Raw genomic sequence first — 19,562 nt, 5'->3', positions numbered from 1 at the left:
GCAAAGAGCAAGCGGGCACCCTGCAATGCGCAAGAACGGAAGCGTTAGAGCATCTGGGGTGAAGCGGGCTTCACCCCCAAGCTGGGCTTAGTAGCCGAGGTCTTTCTTGGCTTCGTAGACCTTCATCGGATCGTCGGACGCCGTGTAGAGCTTGGATTCCGTCTGGATCCACTTCTTCGGCTCTTTCTTGTCCTTCAGGTAGGCTTCGAGTGCATCGAAGGCAGGGCCAGCCATGTTCGGCGTCAGTTCGACGGTCGCGTTCGCTTCACCGGCAGCCATCGCCTTGAAGATATCCGGAACAGCGTCGATGGAGACAACCTTGATGTCAGTGCCGGGCTTCAGACCGGCTTCCTTGATGGCCTGGATCGCGCCGACAGCCATGTCGTCATTGTGAGCGTACACTGCGCAGATGTTCTTGCCGCCATTTTCAGCCTTGATGAAGCTTTCCATGACTTCCTTACCCTTGGTGCGGGTGAAGTCGCCGGTCTGCGAGCGGGTGATCTTGATGTTCTTGTGCGAAGCGATAGCTTCTTCGAAGCCCTTCTTGCGGTTGATGGCAGGCGAAGAGCCGGTCGTGCCTTGAAGCTCGACGACGTTACAGTCCTTCGAACCGACATCCTTCACCAACCAGTCACCGGCAACCTTGCCTTCGTGAACCTGATCGGAAGTCACAGCGGTCAGATAGAGGTTGTCTGGTGCTTCGATCTGACGGTCGAGAAGAATAACAGGAATGTTTTCTTCCTTGGCTTCTTTCAGAACGGCATCCCAGCCCGTGGCCACGACAGGTGCAATCAGAATGGCGTCAACGCCCTGGGCGATGAAGCCACGAACGGCCTTGATCTGGTTTTCCTGCTTCTGCTGCGCGTCGGCGAACTTGAGATTGACGCCACGCTTTTCGGCTTGCTGCTTGGTGACGGTTGTTTCCGCAGCGCGCCAGCCCGATTCCGAACCGATCTGCGAGAAGCCGACGGTGAGTGACTTTGCGGATACGCCGGATGCAAGGCATACGGAAAGAGCGACGGTAACCGCCGCGAGTGCTTTTTTCATCTTTAATCCTCCCAGAGATGATGTCGGCTGACGAAGCGATATCAGCATATAGTAATATCTTTGGAAAGAGATTTTTTGCTTAAAATCGTCATCGAGGGTAAAATGGAACAGGTCATTCCAAATAATGTCATTTAGATTCAATGAGATAAATTAGTAATATTTTTTCTCAGCGTCTGCCATGCCTGCCCGCATGTTTCTTGACAATTGCGTGGATGCCGAAATAGTAATACGAATACAAAGAACAATCTGCGGCATTGACCGCGTTCCTCACTTGCCCCAGATCAGGCAGGGGAAGAAAAAGATTGAGGCGGGAGGAATCGTGCGAGTCGTCAGCGAGAGTTTGGGCGCAGTGGAAGGTTTGGGCCGATGTCCGCCTTGCCAGATGTCGTCGTCTCCGCTACGCGTTTGCGTGGTCCCATTGTCGACGCTTCACCATGAATTCGTCGCACTCCCGTTGACCTACCCGTTCGCCACTTCCGGCTGGAGACCACTATCATGACAGACTCGAAGAATTTGACCGCCCCGCAAGGCAAGCTGCGCTCACGCGCGTGGTTCGACAATCCCGCAAATGCCGACATGACGGCGCTCTATCTCGAGCGTTACATGAATTTCGGTCTGAGCCAGGCTGAATTGCAGTCGGATCGCCCGATCATTGGTATCGCGCAGACGGGTTCCGACCTTTCGCCTTGCAACCGCCACCATCTGGAACTGGCGAACCGCCTTCGTGAAGGTATCCGCGAAGCGGGCGGCATTGCCATCGAATTTCCTGTCCATCCTATCCAGGAAACCGGCAAGCGCCCGACTGCCGGTCTCGACCGTAACCTTGCCTATCTCGGCCTCGTCGAAGTGCTTTATGGCTATCCGCTCGATGGCGTCGTTCTGACGATCGGCTGTGACAAGACAACGCCTGCCTGTCTCATGGCGGCGGCCACCGTGAACATTCCATCCATCGCGCTCTCCGTCGGCCCGATGCTGAACGGCTGGTTCCGTGGCGAGCGCACCGGTTCGGGCACCATCGTCTGGAAGGCTCGTGAACTTCTGGCGAAGGGCGAGATCGATTATCAGGGCTTCGTCAAGCTCGTTGCTTCCTCCGCGCCATCGACCGGCTATTGCAACACCATGGGCACGGCGACCACGATGAACTCGCTCGCCGAAGCGCTCGGCATGCAGCTTCCGGGCTCTGCCGCGATCCCCGCGCCCTATCGCGATCGCCAGGAGATTTCGTACCTCACCGGTCTTCGTATCGTCGAGATGGTGAAGGAAGACCTGAAGCCGTCCGATATCATGACCAAGGATGCCTTCATCAACGCCATCCGTGTCAACTCGGCAATCGGCGGTTCCACCAATGCGCCGATCCATCTGAACGGTCTTGCACGCCACGTCGGCGTCGAACTGACTGTCGATGACTGGCAGACCTATGGCGAAGAAGTTCCGCTGCTCGTCAACCTGCAGCCAGCCGGCGAATATCTCGGCGAAGACTATTACCACGCCGGTGGCGTTCCGGCCGTCGTCAACCAGTTGATGGAGCAGGGCCTCATCATGGAAGACGCCATGACCGTCAACGGCAAGACGATCGGCGAAAACTGCCGTGGCGCAATCATCGAGGACGAAAAGGTCATCCGTCCTTACGACCGTCCGTTGAAGGAGCGTGCAGGTTTCCGCGTTCTGCGTGGCAACCTCTTCTCTTCCGCCATCATGAAGACCAGCGTTATCAGCCCGGAATTCCGCGAGCGTTATCTTTCCAACCCGAACGATCCCGAGGCTTTCGAAGGCCGTGCGGTCGTATTCGACGGTCCGGAAGATTATCACCACCGCATCGACGACCCGTCGCTTGGTATCGACGCGCAGACGGTTCTCTTCATGCGCGGCGCAGGCCCGATCGGCTATCCCGGTGCGGCTGAAGTCGTCAACATGCGTGCTCCCGATTACCTGCTGAAGGAAGGCGTCAACTCGCTGCCTTGCATCGGCGACGGCCGTCAGTCCGGTACCTCGGGCAGCCCGTCGATCCTCAATGCCTCGCCGGAAGCGGCAGCAGGTGGCGGTCTTGCCATTCTTCAGACCGGCGACCGCGTTCGTATCGATGTGGGCAGAGGCACCGCCGATATCCTGATTTCGCCGGAAGAGCTGGCGAAGCGCTATGAGGCGCTGAATTCTCAGGGTGGCTACAAGTACCCTGATCACCAGACGCCTTGGCAGGAAATCCAGCGCGGCATCGTCGGTCAGATGGAAACGGGTGCAGTTCTTGAGCCAGCCGTAAAGTATCAGCGCATCGCCCAGACCAAGGGTCTCCCGCGCGATAACCACTAACTTGGTTCGCTGACGTGCCGGAGCAGTCCGGCACGTCTTTTTCTCGCCGCCGGTTGTTACTCAGCCGGTGGCTTTTCTTTGTCCAAGGCCTGTCGCGATCTTTCAGATCCGCTCTTTACGCTTTGGTCCTTTTTCCCGTCGTATGTTGTTATCGCCAAGCCGCTGCACGTTTCAGCGCGATGTGCTTTATCCGTCTGACGTCATAACCGTAACTTCGCCATCCCGTTTGATTTTCACGGCAGAAAGGCGTCGCGTCATGAAGGCGCCGGTATCGACATTCAGCCGGTTATCGACCATTGCAACATTGCGCACCGGCGTGTGACCGTGAACCGTGAGAAACGGGTTCGGCACCGAAGGCGCTCCCTGCTGGCTCGGACGGATCCAGAGGAGGTGTTTATCCTCCTGCTGTTCGAGGGGAACGTCGTTCAAAAGCCCGGCATGCACGAAGCATAGTCCGGGCACCGCGATCAGCGAAGGAAGGCCAGCGGCAAAGGTGATGTGATGGGGCGGAATGGCCTGCTGCACCGCTATGCGCAATTGCCGATTGTCGTCTGGTAGCCAAGGGATACCATAGGACTGCAAGGTTTCCAGCCCGCCGAATTCCAGCCAGCGGTGATCCCGGTGAGGATTCTTGAGAAAATCCAGCATCGACTCTTCGTGGTTTCCCGAAAGGCAGAAACGCTGAATGCCGTCAGGCTGGGTCGTGCTCAGCTCTTCAAGGACACCAGAGGATTTCGGTCCGCGATCGACATAGTCGCCGAGCATGATGATCCACTTGTCGCCCGTCTCCAACGCGGCGTCGGCCCTGATCTTCTCCTGCAGGATGTGAAGAAGGTCGAGACAGCCATGGACATCGCCCACTGCGTAGATGACCTCCGGTCGTTCGGAGAAGAAAAGCTTTTGGCGCATGGCGGGACCATATGTCTCGAGAAGGGGCGGGAGCCGCGGTATTGATCCCAAGACTTAGAGCACTTCGTGTTCAAAGGGAAACGTTCTACCGGACTGCGCGACGGGATGATCTTTTGGCGTTCCGACCGGCTGGAGTGAGGCTTCATCACGCCAGGTGTGGCAGTCCTTCCCGCGCTCGTATGAGTTCGATCAAATGGCGTAGCGCCGGGTGGTTTTGCCGTCGGCTGGGATAGTACATGTGGAAACCTGCACCGGTCGACGACCATTCAGGCAGGACGACCTCCAGCCGTCCGTCGCGTAATTCCGACTCAGCGCGCCGTTTCAAGATATAACCGAGACCCAGGCCATCGGCGGCAGCATCGATGGTGGTCTGCGTATCGTTGATGGTGCAGGTTCCAGGCACGTCGATCCGTATCATGGCATCGCCATTGCCCAACTCCCATCGGAAGGCGGAATTGTCGCCCAGCAGAAGGCGCAAGCAGGAATGTTGCATCAGGTCTTCTGGACTCTTCGGTCGGCCATGGGTGTCGAAATAGCTCGGGGCGCCGACGACCACCCATTCCAAAGGCTCGGTGAGCGCGACGGCGATCATATCTTCGGGAACTGTATCCCCATATCGTATCCCCGCATCAAAGCCTTCAGCCACCATGTCGACAGGGCGATTTTCGACGACGACCGTAAACCGCATATCCGGCAGGAGCCTGCGAAAGGTCGGTAGCACCGGGCTGACCAGAAGGCGACTGGCGTCGGCAGGAATGTTCAGGCGCAGCTCGCCGAAGGCGCCGGCATGTCCGTCCTCCATCTCGGACAGTGCCGAGCCGATCTCGTCAAACCCTGCCTCAAGGCGTGCGGCAAAGCGCAAACCCGCAGGCGTCGGCGCAACGCTTCGGCTTGTACGATTGAGGAGCTTCGTGCCGAGGCGCTCTTCCAACCGGCGGATCGCATGGCTCAGAGCAGATGCCGTGATCCCCAGTTCGATCGCGGCTGCCTTGAAACTGCGGCGCCGGACGACGATGGAGAAAGCGGCGAGGTCCGGCAGCTCGGACCGAAGGAACGGTGGCATGAATGATTTCCGTTCAGTGCATCGTTGAATGTGGTGCAAGCATAAGACCTTGCTTCTATGCCTGCAAGCCCTAGGGTCTGACCAACTGAAGCGTGCGGAGGAGCACCCCATGTGGCACGAATTGACGATTCCGGATTTGAATGACCGAGCCGTTCTCATAACAGGAGCCTCCACGGGTATCGGCGCCGCAGTGGCGAAGGCGCTTGCCGCGCAAGGGGCAAGGGTTGCCGTCCACTACAATGAAAGTGCGGCGGCCGCCGAGGCGGTGCTTGCCGATATTCGCCACGCTGGGGGCGAGGCCATCCTTGTTCAAGGTGATGTGTCCCAGCCGGGCGCGAGTGAACGCGTCGTCGAAACCGCTGCGGAAAAGCTCGGTGGGCTCGATGGGCTCATCAATAACGCCGGAGGCATGCTTGGTCGCGTGCCGACGGCGGACATGGACGACGCCCATTATGCCCGCGTCATGGACCTCAACGCCCGCTCCGTCTTGGCTGCGACGAAGGCAGCTGTTCCGTTCCTCAAGCGGCGCCAGGGCTTCGTCATCAACACGACCTCGATTGCGGCGCGCAACGGTGGCGGCAATGGCGCAATCCTCTACGCTGCCGCCAAGGGCTTCGTCTCGACGATCACCCGTGGCCATGCAAAGGAGTTCGTTGGCGACGGGATTCGCGTCAACGCCGTTGCACCGGGCATTATCTCGACACCCTTTCATGATCGCTACACCAGCCCGGACATGCTCGATGCCCAGCGGCAGAGCGTACCAATGGCCCGTGTTGGTACACCGGATGAATGCGTTGGCGCCTATCTCTTTCTCGCATCGCCACTCCTGTCCGGCTACATCACCGGTCAGATTCTCGAGGTGAACGGCGGACAGCTCATGCCGTGAGGGCGCCTTCGACACCTCTGCCTCGTCCAATCTTTGACATCGCCCATCGCCCACCGGCGTCTCGCCGAAGTCTCGATCTATCTATGGAGTATATTCATGACCATTCAGACACGCCGTCTCGGTCGCACCAACTGGAACATCTCGGAAATCGGTTTTGGCGCCTGGGCCATTGGCGGCTCGTGGGGAGACGTGGATGAGGCTGATGCCAAGGCCAGCGTCCATGCTGCGCTCGACGCCGGCATGACCTTCATCGACACGGCTGATGTTTACGGTGACGGTCGCTCAGAGCGCATCATCCGTGACGTGCTGAAGGAGCGCGGCGGCGAGCGGCCGATCGTTGCAACCAAGGCTGGACGCCGGCTTAATCCACATGTGGCTGATGGATACACGAAGGCCAATCTTGAGGCTTTCGTTGATCGGAGCCTCTCGAACCTTGGCGTCGAGACTCTCGACCTTGTCCAGCTTCACTGTCCGCCAACAGAGGTTTACTATCGCCCCGAGGTGTTCGGTGCGATGGACGACCTCGTTGCGGCAGGCAAGATTCGCTTCTATGGCGTATCGGTGGAGAAGGTGGAAGAAGCGCTCAAGGCCATTGCCTTCCCGAATGTCTCGACCGTTCAAATCATCTTCAACATGTTTCGGCACCGTCCCGCCGATCTGTTCTTCTCCGAGGCCAAGCGGCGCGACGTCGGCGTCATCGTGCGCGTGCCTCTGGCAAGCGGTATGCTGACGGGGAAAATGGGCAAGGACTCGACCTTCGCTGCCGACGATCACCGCAACTTCAATCGCCATGGTGAGGCATTCGATGTCGGCGAGACCTTTTCGGGTGTTCCTTACGATGTTGCGCTTGAGGCGGTCGAGGAATTGCGAGCGCTTGTTCCGAGCAACGCCACCATGGCCCAGTTCGCGCTACGCTGGATATTGATGGAGGAGGCCGTCTCGGTCGTCATTCCCGGTGCGAAAAACCGCGATCAAGCGACCGCAAACGCCGCGGCGAGCTGCGTACCGGCAATCCCAGAAGAGGTCATGGAGAAGGTGAGGGCGCTCTATCGTGAGAAAATCGCGCCGCATGTCCATCAGCGCTGGTAGATAGAGATACGAAGAAGAGCGCCGTGGATCGTATCACGCACGGCGTTCCGCAAGCCGAGGTTTTGTATCCTTCAATCTCATGAGATCAAAGTAAGTCGTATGACGCATTATTTGTCTTTCTGCCGGTTCTCACCCTAAAATGGTCCAGTTTCTGGAAACTACTGTTGATGTTGCTTTGGAAGCAAGGGAGGAAGGACATGCCGCTGCAAAACCGCGTCGATCCGTTCGGGGATATTCTCGACCTGCCAATGCGTGGTCTCTTCACCGGCAATCGCGGCATCATCCACGACCCAGCCTCAAGGACGCTGACAGCCAAGCGCTGGGCGTCGAAATCCTGGTTGATTTGCAGTTGCAACTATAAGGGCGTCCGCCGTGACGTGATGGCATCGCGAAGCTGGACGGAGCTGTTCTTTCTCGATGAGGCGACTGCGCTGGCAGCCGGGCACAGACCCTGCTTTCAATGCCGGCGTGAAGAGGCCGGCAAGTTCGTCGCTGCCTGGGTCGAGGGCAACGGTTCACCGGCAGGCTCCATCCGCGATATCGATGCGACGCTGCACCGGGAACGCCTGCAGATGAAGCGGAAGCGCGTCAATGTCCTGCTGACGCCTGTCGAAGAGCTGCCGGATGGGACGATGATTGCGGCCCAAGGCGAGGCCTATCTCGTTGCCAGTGGCAATACCTACCGCTGGAGCCCTGAAGGTTATCGTCGGACGTCCACGCTCCACTTCGTCGACGGGCTGTTGACGCCGCCTTCGACGCTAAAAGCTTTTGAGGCAGGCTATCGCCCCGTGCTCCATCCGTCTCTTGAAACCGCCGATCAGGATGCTGCCTGATGATGAATGACCTCTTCGCCGGGCTCGAGCCTCAGCAGGCGTCCCGGCAGGATATGGCAGAGGGTGCCGTGCTGATGCGCGGACGTGCACTGTCGCAGGCAGATCAACTGATCGACGATATCCACCGCATTTCATCGTCGGCCCCCTTCCGGCACATGGTCACGCCCGGTGGTTTTTCCATGTCGGTCGCGATGACCAATTGTGGCACCTATGGGTGGGTGACGGATCGGCGCGGCTATCGCTATGAGCGCCAGGATCCTCTGACCGGCGAGAACTGGTGCCCGATGCCGGAGAGCTTTCTGTCGCTAGCGGTAAAAGCTGCCCATGAGGCCGGTTATCCCGATTTCATACCGAATGCCTGCCTGATCAACCGCTATGAGCCAGGCGCGAAAATGGCGCTACATCAGGACAAGGATGAAAGGGACTTTTCCTGTCCCATTGTGTCGGTGTCGCTTGGCCTGCCCGTTACATTCCAGTTTGGCGGGTTGCAACGCACGGATCCTGTGACGAAGTATCCGCTGCAGCATGGGGACGTGGTGGTCTGGGGCGGCGCTTCCCGGCTCTTCTATCATGGCGTGCTGACCCTGAAGAACGGCATCCATGAGAAGGCGGGTGCTTTCCGCTATAATCTTACCTTCCGCCACGCCGTCATTTGATGAAGAGATGACAGAGCTTTACTAAGCGGTCGGAAAATAGTTTCAGAAAGAAACGATTTTAACGACTATGTTAACTGTAAAAACGATCTCCGCGCTTTCCTAAAGCCGCGTTTACTTGTCGTTTCGTCATCCCGTGTAGCGTGAAAGCACAACACGAGATCGGGAAACGACCATGGGTGCAAAGCTCAAACCGAACAGGGCATACAATAAAGACCGCCAAATTGAGTTTAATAGTAAGCTGACGGCTGCCCATGCTCGCATCGAGAAGCGGTTTCTCGACGGCGGCGCAGTGCTCGTTTCCGTCATGGAGATGCTCAACGATCTCATCGGCATTCTCGACGGGATCACCGGGACGATGGACCAGGGCAAGACCGAAGAAACGGTTGCCGGGCTGCGCAGGACGATGACAGATCTGTCGCATCTGCCGGAAATCGAGCGCGATCGTAAAGCCGGCTTCGAAGCACTCACCACCATGTGCTCCTCAACCCGCGTCCATATCGACGATATTCACGAGACCATCCGTTACCTCAAGACTTTTGCCGTGACGGTGAAGATTGCCGGTGCAGGCCTTGCGGAGTTCTCCGGCTTTGCCGACGAAATTCGCGAACGCATCCAGTCTGGTGCGGATGAGGTTGGCCGTTTTGGTGCCAATCTTGAGGCGATGCGTCTGCAACTGTCCGATGCCCGCTCATTTTCTACGAAAACCCTGACCGACTTCGGCGCGATCATTCCCCCCATCATCAAGGGACTGACGGAAAATTCCGCCCGCTTCATTGACCAGCACCGGGAGATGGCGGAGATCGCGGGACAGGTCAAGAAGATCGCCCAGGGGGTGCAGGGCAAGATCGGTTCCGTCCTGTCCAATCTGCAGATCGGCGACATTACCAGACAGCGCATCGAGCATGTTCAGAGCATTCTCCAACTTTTGGAAGAGTTCGTCGCCTCACCGGAAGGCGAAGCGCTGACCGGGACCGAACATGAGGTGCTGCGCGAAGCGGTGCTGCAGCTTGTCAGTGCGCAGATGGACGAAACGGCTGCTGACTTCCAACGCGATTGCAGCAAGATTTTCACCAGCATTTCCAGCTTCACCGATGATGCGGCACGCATTCTCTCACTGCGAGATGAGCTGGTCGATCGCAGCTCGAATGGCGACAACAACGTCCTCGCGCTGATGGAAAAGGACATTGTCGAGGCCTGCAAGCTGGCCGAACGCGTTCAGGGAAGCAGCGGTGATGCGGACAAGGTGGTCATCTCCGTGGCCGAGAGTGCCCAGGAATTGCTGCGCGGTATCGAGGTGCTGCGTTCGATCAAGATCGACATCCATTATATGGCGCTAAACTCCAACCTGCGCTGCTCCAAGCTGGGAGAGGCCGGACGTTCCGTCAACGTTGTCAGCGGAGAGATGCGGATTTTTGCTGGCAAGCTAGAAACACCGGCAGACGCAATCGTCGAGGATCTGCGTGGCGTAGAGATTGCGACACAGGCGCTGGTGGAACAGGGGCAGGGCCTTTCGAAGAACTTCAGCGCGCCGCTCAACGAAGCGCTGGATTCGATCCGACATGCCAAATCTCAGATGGAGCAAGGGACGCAGGCTCTGGCCGAAGAAGGCCAGGCCGTCTTCAGCCGCATCAGTGCCGTCGTCACCACCCTCGATTTCGAAAGCGAGCTGGGTGCCACCTTCAACGATTGCTGTAACATCGCAGCGCAGTTGTCGGAGGGATACCAGGCCGACGTGTCCGGCTTCACCGATAAGATCGAAGGCTTTTCGTCGCGCGTCTACAAGCTCTACACCATGGCGCATGAGCGCGATATTCACGTGCGATATCTGCCGGCGAACGGTGCCAGCGCCCATGCTTCCGCCGCACCGACAGCAGAGGCAGACGATGATGATCTCTTCGCCGATGCGTTGTTCTGATCGCTGAGCATGCATTTCATAGTCACGAGAAAGCCGTGGAGTTCGCTCCGCGGCTTTCTGCTTTAAGGCATACGCGCATCGGTGCTGGCTCGACGCTGTAGGTCAACGCATTTTGGGGTTGCAAAAGCGAGCGGGATGTCCGATCCATCCTGCACTGCGTTCCAGAAAGTGGACGCGTTCATGTTTGCTCGAAATTCCGGTAGCCAATCGGCGTGGAAGGGGCAAGCATCGACAGCCAGTGGTGAATGAGCATGACGGGTTCTTTGGAGGCTAGGCCGCTGTTCGGCATCAGTCTCGCGGCTATGGGCTATGCCTGCTTTGCCATGCAGGATGCGTTGGTGAAGTACCTTGTCGAAAGCTATTATGTTCCGCAAATTCTTTTCGTTCGCAGCGCCGTTATCGTGGCGATCACCGGAACGCTGGCTTATTTTTACCGTCATCCGTCGATTTTGAAGAGCAAGTATCGCGGCACGCTCGCGCTTCGCGCGACGTTGATGCTGATCGCCTGGATGCTGTTTTACAGCTCGTCGCTTTATCTCGGTCTGGCGGAATTGACGACGCTCTACTTCTCCGCACCGATCATGGTCGTTGTTCTCTCGATCTTCGTCTTAAAGGAGAAGGTCGGCGTGGGGCGTTGGATTGCTTGCGCCTTTGGATTCGTCGGCGTGCTGGTGGCAGCCAATCCGACGCATTCGCCAAACTGGATTCCGGCACTTCTATGCATCGTTGCCGGCTTTTGCTGGGCTTGGAGCACCATTCTCGTTCGTATCGTCAGCAAGAGCGAAACCACGCTGACGCAAATGTATGCGACGAGCGCTCTCTTCGGTGTCGCCTGCGCACTGGCTCTGCCGTGGCTGTGGAAGAACCCGGACATGCAGGGGTGGGCGCTGATGATCGGGGTGGGCCTGATCTCGACGCTCGGTCAATTTCTTCTCTATGAGGGGTTCCGGCACGCGGAAGCTTCATCCCTCGCTTCTGTCGAATATACGGGGCTAATCTGGGCGTTTCTCTACGGCTATCTCATCTGGTCGGAAATTCCGGCGGCCAACGTCTTCATTGGGGCTCTACTGATTGTGACCGCCAGCCTTGTGCTTGTCGGCTGGGAGCGGCGAATGGTGGGATCGCCCAAGGAGCGTATTCTTTAGACGTTACGCCTTCGTGGTGAACATGCTTTCGCTGTCAAAGCCGCCTTGTTTGGGAACATCCACGCTGTCGCGACGTTTGCGAGAGCCTGTAAAAGGAGACTCTCATGGCAGTTGTTTATCATGTCGATCAACATGACGGTGGATTTGCGTATCGTGTCGATGATGTCTGGTCGGAGACCTTTCCAGACCACGATACGGCTCTGGAAGCCGCGCGGGATGCAGCCCGCCGCCAGCAGATCGGCGGAGACGAAGTGGAAATTTCCTACCAGCTTTCCGATGGAAGTTGGCAGTCGCAGCATGTGAACGGCGGAGACCGGCCTGATACGGATGTCGTCGACGACACTTCAGACCGATAAGATGACGCTTCCGCCGATCATCGTCACGGCACATGTTGCTCCAGGCGATGCGGCATATTTCGAGCAACTGAGGCGGGAGCATTTTCCGCCCCATCATAACTTTCTCAAAGCGCACATCACCCTGTTTCATCATCTGCCGGGGCGGGTGTTTGATGACGCATTGGGTCTTGCCGACGAGGTTGTGGCTCGGACGGAAGCCTTTTTGGCAGAGGTTTCTGGCGTTCGGCATCTGGGCGCTGGCGTTGCCTTCGAGATCAAGAGTCCGGAATTGGAAACCCTGCGCGCCGATCTTTTCAAAGCCTTTGGCTCGTGGCCCGGCCCGCAGGATCGGCAGAAATTCAAGCCGCATATCACCGTCCAAAACAAGGTAGAGAAGGTGTTCGCAGACAGGCTCTACGATGAACTGCGGGCCGACTTCCAAACGCGTCGGATCGCGATCCTTGGAATTGACCTGTGGGACTATCTCGGCGGACCATGGAAACACCGCGCTTCTTTGCCGTTTCCGGAATAGGGTGGTACTCGCGACTGTCCGCCGACCAACACGAAAGTGATGTCTCCAGCGATGCTTATAACCCTCTCCAATGTCAGCAAATCCTACCAGACGGCTGAGGGGCCGATTACCGTTTTGCGGGGCATAGATCTGTCGGTGGATGCCGCGCAGAGCGTGGCTCTGACGGGCGAATCGGGCAGCGGAAAGAGTACACTTCTTCATCTCGCCGGCGGGCTGGATCGGGCCGATGCCGGTTCGATCATTGTGAATGGTGAGGACATTACCGCGCTGGATGAGGCTGGGCGTGCCGGCTACAGGCGAAAGACGGTCGGCCTTGTGTTTCAGCAGTTCAACCTCATTCCTTCGCTCAGCGTGGCAGACAATATTGCCTTTCACGCGAAGCTTGCCGGACGCTACGATTCAGTTTGGGCGGGTGAGCTCGCGGAGACCTTAGGGCTTGATGCCCTGCTCAAGCGCTATCCCGAGCAATTATCGGGCGGTCAGCAACAGCGCGTGGCTATCGCCCGGACGCTTGCGGCACGCCCCGCGCTGGTTCTGGCCGATGAGCCGACCGGCAATCTGGATGAGACAACCAGCGAAGTGGTGCTCGACTTGATGATCTCGCTGAGCCGGAATGCGGGCTCGGCATTGCTGCTGGTGACACATTCAAGCCGCATGGCGAGCAAGCTGGACCGGCAGGTGGTGCTGCGCGGTGGAAAGATCGTCGCATGATCTGGGCCGTGTTCCACGCGATGATGTCGCACTGGCGCTACCGACCGCTCCAGCTTGTCACACTCGTGCTCGGCATCGGTCTGGCAACTGCGCTCTGGTCCGGCGTTCAGGCCATCAACGCGGAGGCGAGGGCAAGTTATGCGCGCTCAGCCTCGATCATTGAGCAAGGCAATCTTCCGCGCCTCATCGCCAAATACGGAGGCTTGATCGCGTCGGAAAACTTCGGGGCGCTGCGGCGGGCCGGATGGAATGTCTCGCCGGTGATCGAGGGGGATTACCGCTTCAACACCGTGCGAATCAGGCTGATCGGTGTCGATCCGCTGACGATGACGGGAGAGGGCGGCCCAGTCAAAATTGCGCGTTCATCCGATCTGATGGACTGGATGGGAGACAAGGGGTTGTTGATCGTCTCACCCTCGACCGCAGCGCGGCTTGAAGGCCAGACTCAAATCCCTTTGAGGATATCACCAGATGTGCCGGATGACGCCGCCTTCGTCGATATCGGGCTTGCGGACAGGTTGTTAGAACGAAATGGGCGACTGAGCCGCATCGTAATGGCACGAAGTCAGCGTGCCGGTTTACCGGATTTGCAGAAAATCACGCCGCAGCTTCATATCCAGCCGATGGAGGACAGGGCTGATATGGCCCGGTTGACCGACAGCTTCCATCTCAATCTGACTGCCTTCGGCTTTCTCGCCTTCATTGTCGGCCTCTTCATCGTCTACTCGGCCACCGGCTTGTCGTTCGAACAGAGACGAGCCAGCTTTCGTACCATCCGCGGGCTTGGCGTTTCGCTGCCCATGCTGACCGCACTATTGCTCGCGGAAATCATGGTTCTTGCTCTGCTGGCGGGGATGATCGGTGTTGCGCTGGGCTACCTCATTGCCTCGGCGTTGCTTCCGGGTGTCTCATCGACGCTTCGCGGTCTCTACGGCGCCTCCGTTCCTGGAAGCCTTCAACTACGCCCGGAATGGTGGGCAACGGGAATGGGTATGGCGCTTGTCGGCACGCTTCTGTCTTCCATCCAAAGTCTCTGGCGGGTGCGACACATGTCACTGCTTGCCTCTTCGCAACCGCAAGCGTGGGGTCTTTCATCGGCTCGCGCACTCCGTTTTCAGGCCGTCGCCGGAGCTGGTCTCCTTGTCATCGCGCTACTGGTCGCCCTGCTTGGCAAAGGGCTTGTCGCTGGCTTTGCCGTGCTGGGCGCCTTGCTCTTGGGTGCTGCGCTGCTTCTGCCCGCCTTTCTGTCAAAGGCGCTGACAGGGGCGCAACGGCGCGCGAAGTCGGCGCTGAGCGTCTGGTTCTGGGCCGATACCCGCCTGCAATTGCCCGGCCTCTCTCTTGCTCTGATGGCGCTGCTTCTGGCGCTTTCCGCCAATATCGGCGTAGGGACCATGGTATCGAGCTTTCGGATGACCTTCATCGGCTGGCTCGATCAGCGCCTGGTGGCTGAGCTCTATGTGACGGCGAGAAATGATGAGGAGGCCGCTCGCCTCCGAGCATGGCTGCCGGAGCATGCTGATGCGGTGCTGCCGATATTCAGTGCGGAGGGCGAGGTCAGGGGCAAGCCTGTGCAGATCTCAGGCGTTGCCGACCATGTGACCTATCGCGATCATTGGCCGCTGCTATCGCAGGAGCCGGACGTTTGGGACGCTGTCGCAAATGGGGACGGTACTCTCATCAATGAGCAGCTCTGGCGCGCAGAGAATTTGAAGCTCGGCGAAGCCCTGCACTTGGCGGACGGTTGGACAGTGCGGATCGTTGGCGTTTACTCCGATTACGGCAACCCCCGCGGCCAGCTCATGGTTGGCGCCAATGCTTTGACAAGGCATTATCCGCAGGCCTCGAGGCTGCGCTATGGTGTCCGCGTCGAGCCTGGCCGTGCCACTGAACTGAAAAGGCAGATGGTGATGGAGCTCGGCTTGCCCGAAGGCAATATTGTCGATCAGGCAGCGATCAAGCGACAGTCGCGGGCAGTTTTTGAGCAAACTTTCACAGTGACGGCGGCCCTCAACATTTTGACGCTTGGCGTTGCGGGATTTGCCATGTTCGCAAGCCTTCTCACGCTTTCCGGCGCGCGACTACCCCAGCTCGCACCCGTCTGGGCCATGGGGATCAGGCGGCGCAATCTGGCGCTTTTCGAAGTGTGGCGAACGCTGGCTCTCTGGTTCACCACCTTCATTTTCGCCATTCCCGTTGGTCTTGCCCTGGCATGGGTGCTGCTGGCGATCGTCAATGTCGAAGCTTTCGGCTGGAAGCTTCCGATGATGATCTTTCCGCTGGAGTGGCTTCGACTTGGTGTCATCGCGCTGATCGCAGCGCTCCTCTCCATCGTTCTGCCCGTGCGCCGCCTGGCCTCTATCGATCCAGCCGATCTTCTCAGGGTGTTTGCCAATGAGCGGTAGAATGCTTCTGCGACTCTTGTTTTTATGCCTCGCTTTGTCGCAGCCGCTGGCGGCATCGGCGCAAGGCTTTGCGGGGCTGGGATCGGATGCAGAAGGCTTTGCCATTCCGCAGCGCGGCGTGAGCTTGAGTTTTCCCAGGGATCATGGAGCCCACCCTGACTATCGCATCGAGTGGTGGTACGCGACCGCCAATCTGACGACGGAGGATGGGCGGGCTCTTGGGGCGCAGTGGACGCTCTTTCGCTCCGCCCTAGCGCCCACCGACAAGCAAGGCTGGTCGAGTTCCCAAATCTGGATCGGTCACGCGGCCGTCACCACGGCGGAGAAGCATTTCGTTGCCGAACGATTGGGCCGGGGCGGCGTGGGCCAAGCCGGCGTTGACGTTTCCCCCTTCAAAGCCTGGATCGACGATTGGCAGATGACGGCCGGGCCGGAGGGATCCGGCGATGCTTTGCATCATCTGACGCTCACGGCAAACGGCAAAGAATTCTCCTATCGACTGCAACTGGATGCCAAAGGACCTCTTGCACTGCAGGGAGATCGTGGCTTTTCGGTCAAGTCGCTGGCAGGGCAGGCGAGTTACTATTATTCCCAGCCCTTCTATCAGGTCACGGGCAGTGTCGAACTGAACGGCCAGCCGGTCAAAGTCAGCGGGCGTGCGTGGCTCGACAGGGAATGGTCGTCGCAGCCGCTCGCTGCCGATCAGACCGGATGGGACTGGTTCTCGCTTCATCTGGCATCGGGCGACAAGGTCATGGCCTTCCGGTTGCGGGACAACAAGGGTGGGTATACGTCCGCCAATTGGATATCAGCCGATGGCAAGACGACGCCGCTTTCGTCCGATGACGTCATTCTCGAACCTCTGCGACGCGCTGACGTCAATGGCCGCTCCATCCCGGTGGCGTGGCGGGTGAGGATCACTGGGAAAGGTCTCGATATTACGACACGTCCCCTCAACGAGCAGGCTTGGATGGGAACGTCCACGCCCTACTGGGAAGGACCAATTTCCTTCGAGGGCAGCAGCAATGGTGTGGGTTATCTGGAGATGACGGGCTATTGATACGCAAGCCTATGCACAGAATCGTCTCTGCGATACAGAGGAAGCGAGTTGATACCATGATCTCGATGCCAGGGGCGGCTGTCGCAAAGGCGATGGCCGGACAAGAGTGCGAATAGAGACGTCTGAAACGAGTGCCTTTCCCGCCGTCAATTTTTTCGACGATATCCATCGGTCAAGCTTCGACTACTTCTGGTCGGGTGCTCACCCCGATACGGGCCTGCCCTTCGACCGAATGAGCGCCGACGGAAAGCCGATCAACGACATCGTCTCGATATCGGGCACAGGCTTCGGTCTCATGGCGATCCTCGTCGGTGCCGAGCAGGGCTGGATAGCTCGCGGTCAAGCGCTTGAGCGTGCTGTCCGAGCTCTCAAGTCGCTCTCATCTGTGGAGCGGTTTCACGGCGCGCTACCCCATTTCGTCCATGCGCAGACGCTGACAATTCTCCCCTTCGGTCGCAAGGATGATGGCGCCGATCTGGTGGAAACATCTCTGTTTCTACAGGGCCTCATCTGCGCCCGGGAGTATTTCGCAGGACAGACGGCAGAGGAAACGGCTTTCAGAGCTTCGGCAAATCAGATCATTGAAGGGGTCGAATGGTCTTGGTTTACACGCAAGAAGGATGGGCCGCTCTACTGGCATTGGAGCCCGAAGCACCATTGGGCGCGCAATGTGCCGATCACCGGGTGGAATGAAGCGCTGCTCGCTTACGTGCTTGCGGCTGGCGCAGAGCATCATGCCATCAAGCCGGAGAGTTATCATGCCGGTTGGGCAAGGCATGGCGAGATGGTCAATGGGAATACCTATCTTGGCACGGTGTTGCCACTTGGCGAGCCTTTCGGTGGCCCGCTGTTCCTGTCTCAGTATTCATTCTGTGGCCTCGACCCATTCGGCCTTCGAGACCGCTACTGCAATTATGCGGAGCAGGTCACGGCCCATGCCCGGATCAACCATGATTATTGCAAGGTGCAGCTTGGCGCTCAAGCACCTTGGGGCATGACGGCCTGTGACGGGCCGAAAGGATATCGCGCCTTCTCGCCCATGGTGGACGGCGGCATTATTGCGCCGACAGCCGCGCTCTCAAGTTTTGCTTTTCTACCGGATGAGGCGGAAGAGGCGTTGGATACGTTTGCGTCTTACGAAGATGGAAAGCTGCTAGGACGATATGGCTTTGTCGATTCCTTCTCACCCACAACCGGTTGGACCGCGCAGACGCATCTGGCAACCAATCAGGGGCCGATTGTCTCGATGATGGAGAACCATCGCTCCGGTCTCCTCTGGCGGTTGTTCATGCATGCGCCGGAAGTACAGCGCGGACTGGACAGGTTGGGGTTCGAACAGCCGAGCTGAGCTGCGAAGATTCTGCAAAACGCGGATGCAGACGATCTTCATTGACGATGCTTCAGCGCCCTTTATTCTGCTGAAAACAGAAATGGGGATCAGTTCAAGATGGCGACGACGCTTTTGGTCCGCAACCGAAATTACCGTCTGCTTCTTACCGCGGGCACGCTGACAAACCTTGGCGATGGAGTGATTGTTCTCGCGCTGCCATGGCTCGCTACCATGATGTCGCGTGATCCGCTTGCAGTTGGTGCGGTAGCCGCTGCTGGCAGCATGCCATGGCTGCTCTTTGCTCTGCCAGCAGGGGTGATCATCGACGGGACGGATCGGCGCAAGTTGATCGCGCGGGCGGACATGATCCGCGCGGGCATTGTAACCGCCATCATGATGCTGGCGTTGAGCGAGCCAATGGCATCAGCCGTGTGGGTGCTGGCAGGCCTCGCTTTTCTCCTTGGATGTGCTGAAGTGCTACGAGACAATGCCGCTCAAACGATCTTGCCGTCGATCGTCGCGCCGGCAGATCTTGAAATGGCAAACGGTCAGATGTGGAGCGCGGAGCAATTAATGGGGCAGTTCATTGGGCCGCCGCTCGCAGGGATACTGATCGGGCTTGGTATCGCTGTGCCGTTTGGTCTGGATGCGGCGGTACTGGTGCTTGCTGCCGGCATGGTCTGGTTGATCACTATGCCGCCTCAACTGACGCAAACCAATCGGTTTTGGCCCGCTTTCGTTGAAGGTATGAGCTGGATGCGAAAAGACCGACTTCTTTTCAGGTTCGCTGTGACACTGGGAATGGTGAATTTCTTTTTCTCCATGGCAACAACCGTTACCGTTCTGTTTTCTCAGGAGGTTTTGAGATTGTCTGCAGCCGAGCATGGATTGCTACTTTCCGCCGCTGCGACAGGTGCGGTTGCCGGTAGTCTCGGAGCACCGCTGATCACGAAAAAGGTCGGCGCTCAGGCCAGCCTATATCTCTCGTTTCTGATATGGGCGGGAGGATATGCAGTCATTTGTCTCAGTTCCAATGCGTTTGCAGTTGGTACAGCAATGGCCTTGTTTATGGCGGCCTCTATGCTTTGGAACGTCATCACCGTGTCGTGGCGCCAGCGTCGTATTCCGGCAGAACTGTTCGGTCGCGTGAACAGCATCTATCGCTTCTTCGGATGGGGATCGATGCCTCTGGGTGCGATTGCGGCTGGGATGCTGGTGTCGCTGATCGAGAATGAGGCAGGCCGCGAAATGGCTCTTCGTGTACCGTTTGCTTTGGCCGCTGCGGGCTATCTGGCTTTGTTGGTTTACGCACTCTTCAAGCTCAGACTTCAATAGCTAC

Annotated in this window: 17 protein-coding genes; 14 read left to right on the top strand and 3 right to left on the bottom strand. The window is 58.3% G+C overall.

The features are described from left to right. Positions 1-87 precede the first annotated feature (87 nt). Positions 88-1,047, bottom strand: coding sequence for a galactofuranose ABC transporter, galactofuranose-binding protein YtfQ (ytfQ, locus tag QE408_RS02145; protein WP_306928161.1), 960 nt, complete (start codon positions 1,045-1,047; stop codon positions 88-90). Positions 1,048-1,542: 495 nt separating this feature from the next. On the opposite strand from ytfQ, the gene QE408_RS02140 reads away from it, so the two are divergent. Continuing rightward, positions 1,543-3,354 (top strand): IlvD/Edd family dehydratase, encoded by a 1,812-nt coding sequence (locus tag QE408_RS02140; protein ID WP_306928159.1) that lies wholly within the window; start codon positions 1,543-1,545, stop codon positions 3,352-3,354. A 186-nt stretch (positions 3,355-3,540) separates the two neighbouring features. Here QE408_RS02140 and QE408_RS02135 read toward each other — a convergent pair whose 3' ends face one another. Then, entirely contained in the window at positions 3,541-4,263 is a 723-nt protein-coding gene (locus QE408_RS02135; protein ID WP_306928157.1) for a metallophosphoesterase, read from the bottom strand. 145 nt (positions 4,264-4,408) lie between these two features. Next, positions 4,409-5,326 carry a LysR family transcriptional regulator gene (locus tag QE408_RS02130; RefSeq protein ID WP_306928155.1) on the bottom strand — a complete coding sequence of 306 codons (918 nt, stop codon included), beginning with the start codon at positions 5,324-5,326 and terminating at the stop codon, positions 4,409-4,411. 109 nt (positions 5,327-5,435) lie between these two features. Between QE408_RS02130 and QE408_RS02125 the strand changes: the two genes are divergently transcribed. From QE408_RS02125 to QE408_RS02065, 13 genes are all read left to right on the top strand, one after another. After that, on the top strand, positions 5,436-6,212 hold the full coding sequence (locus tag QE408_RS02125; RefSeq protein ID WP_306928153.1) for an SDR family NAD(P)-dependent oxidoreductase: 777 nt from the start codon (positions 5,436-5,438) through the stop codon (positions 6,210-6,212). Between the two features lie 102 nt (positions 6,213-6,314). Beyond that, entirely contained in the window at positions 6,315-7,301 is a 987-nt protein-coding gene (locus QE408_RS02120; protein ID WP_373465504.1) for an aldo/keto reductase, read from the top strand. Positions 7,302-7,498: 197 nt separating this feature from the next. Then, positions 7,499-8,134 carry a hypothetical protein gene (locus QE408_RS02115; RefSeq protein WP_306928150.1) on the top strand — a complete coding sequence of 212 codons (636 nt, stop codon included), beginning with the start codon at positions 7,499-7,501 and terminating at the stop codon, positions 8,132-8,134. Positions 8,135-8,136: 2 nt separating this feature from the next. Next, entirely contained in the window at positions 8,137-8,790 is a 654-nt protein-coding gene (alkB, locus tag QE408_RS02110) for a DNA oxidative demethylase AlkB (RefSeq protein WP_306930153.1), read from the top strand. Positions 8,791-8,962: 172 nt separating this feature from the next. Then, positions 8,963-10,705, top strand: a complete 1,743-nt coding sequence (locus QE408_RS02105; RefSeq protein ID WP_306928148.1) for a methyl-accepting chemotaxis protein — start codon at positions 8,963-8,965, stop codon at positions 10,703-10,705. Between the two features lie 251 nt (positions 10,706-10,956). Next, positions 10,957-11,850: a DMT family transporter gene (locus tag QE408_RS02100; protein WP_306928147.1), complete on the top strand. Its 894-nt coding sequence runs from the start codon at positions 10,957-10,959 to the stop codon at positions 11,848-11,850. Positions 11,851-11,954: 104 nt separating this feature from the next. Then, positions 11,955-12,206, top strand: coding sequence for a DUF2188 domain-containing protein (locus QE408_RS02095; protein WP_306928146.1), 252 nt, complete (start codon positions 11,955-11,957; stop codon positions 12,204-12,206). Next, positions 12,178-12,717: a 2'-5' RNA ligase family protein gene (locus tag QE408_RS02090; protein WP_306928145.1), complete on the top strand. Its 540-nt coding sequence runs from the start codon at positions 12,178-12,180 to the stop codon at positions 12,715-12,717. Before QE408_RS02095 ends, QE408_RS02090 begins: the two co-directional genes overlap by 29 nt. A 51-nt stretch (positions 12,718-12,768) precedes the next feature. Beyond that, positions 12,769-13,428 carry an ABC transporter ATP-binding protein gene (locus tag QE408_RS02085; protein WP_306928143.1) on the top strand — a complete coding sequence of 220 codons (660 nt, stop codon included), beginning with the start codon at positions 12,769-12,771 and terminating at the stop codon, positions 13,426-13,428. Next, positions 13,425-15,833 (top strand): ABC transporter permease, encoded by a 2,409-nt coding sequence (locus QE408_RS02080; protein ID WP_306928141.1) that lies wholly within the window; start codon positions 13,425-13,427, stop codon positions 15,831-15,833. Before QE408_RS02085 ends, QE408_RS02080 begins: the two co-directional genes overlap by 4 nt. Next, the gene (locus tag QE408_RS02075; protein WP_373465478.1) at positions 15,823-16,893 is read left to right on the top strand and encodes a lipocalin-like domain-containing protein; all 1,071 of its coding nucleotides are present in this window, start codon (positions 15,823-15,825) and stop codon (positions 16,891-16,893) included. Before QE408_RS02080 ends, QE408_RS02075 begins: the two co-directional genes overlap by 11 nt. Before the next feature lie 106 nt (positions 16,894-16,999). Further along, positions 17,000-18,241: a glucoamylase family protein gene (locus QE408_RS02070; protein ID WP_306928139.1), complete on the top strand. Its 1,242-nt coding sequence runs from the start codon at positions 17,000-17,002 to the stop codon at positions 18,239-18,241. Positions 18,242-18,340: 99 nt separating this feature from the next. Continuing rightward, positions 18,341-19,558 (top strand): MFS transporter, encoded by a 1,218-nt coding sequence (locus QE408_RS02065; protein WP_306928138.1) that lies wholly within the window; start codon positions 18,341-18,343, stop codon positions 19,556-19,558. Positions 19,559-19,562 lie beyond the last annotated feature (4 nt).

The organism is Agrobacterium larrymoorei, from assembly GCF_030819275.1.
In the GTDB taxonomy this organism is placed as follows: domain Bacteria; phylum Pseudomonadota; class Alphaproteobacteria; order Rhizobiales; family Rhizobiaceae; genus Agrobacterium; species Agrobacterium larrymoorei_B.
Note: the sequence above shows the minus strand (reverse complement) of the source record. Positions and strands in the feature narration are given on the sequence as shown.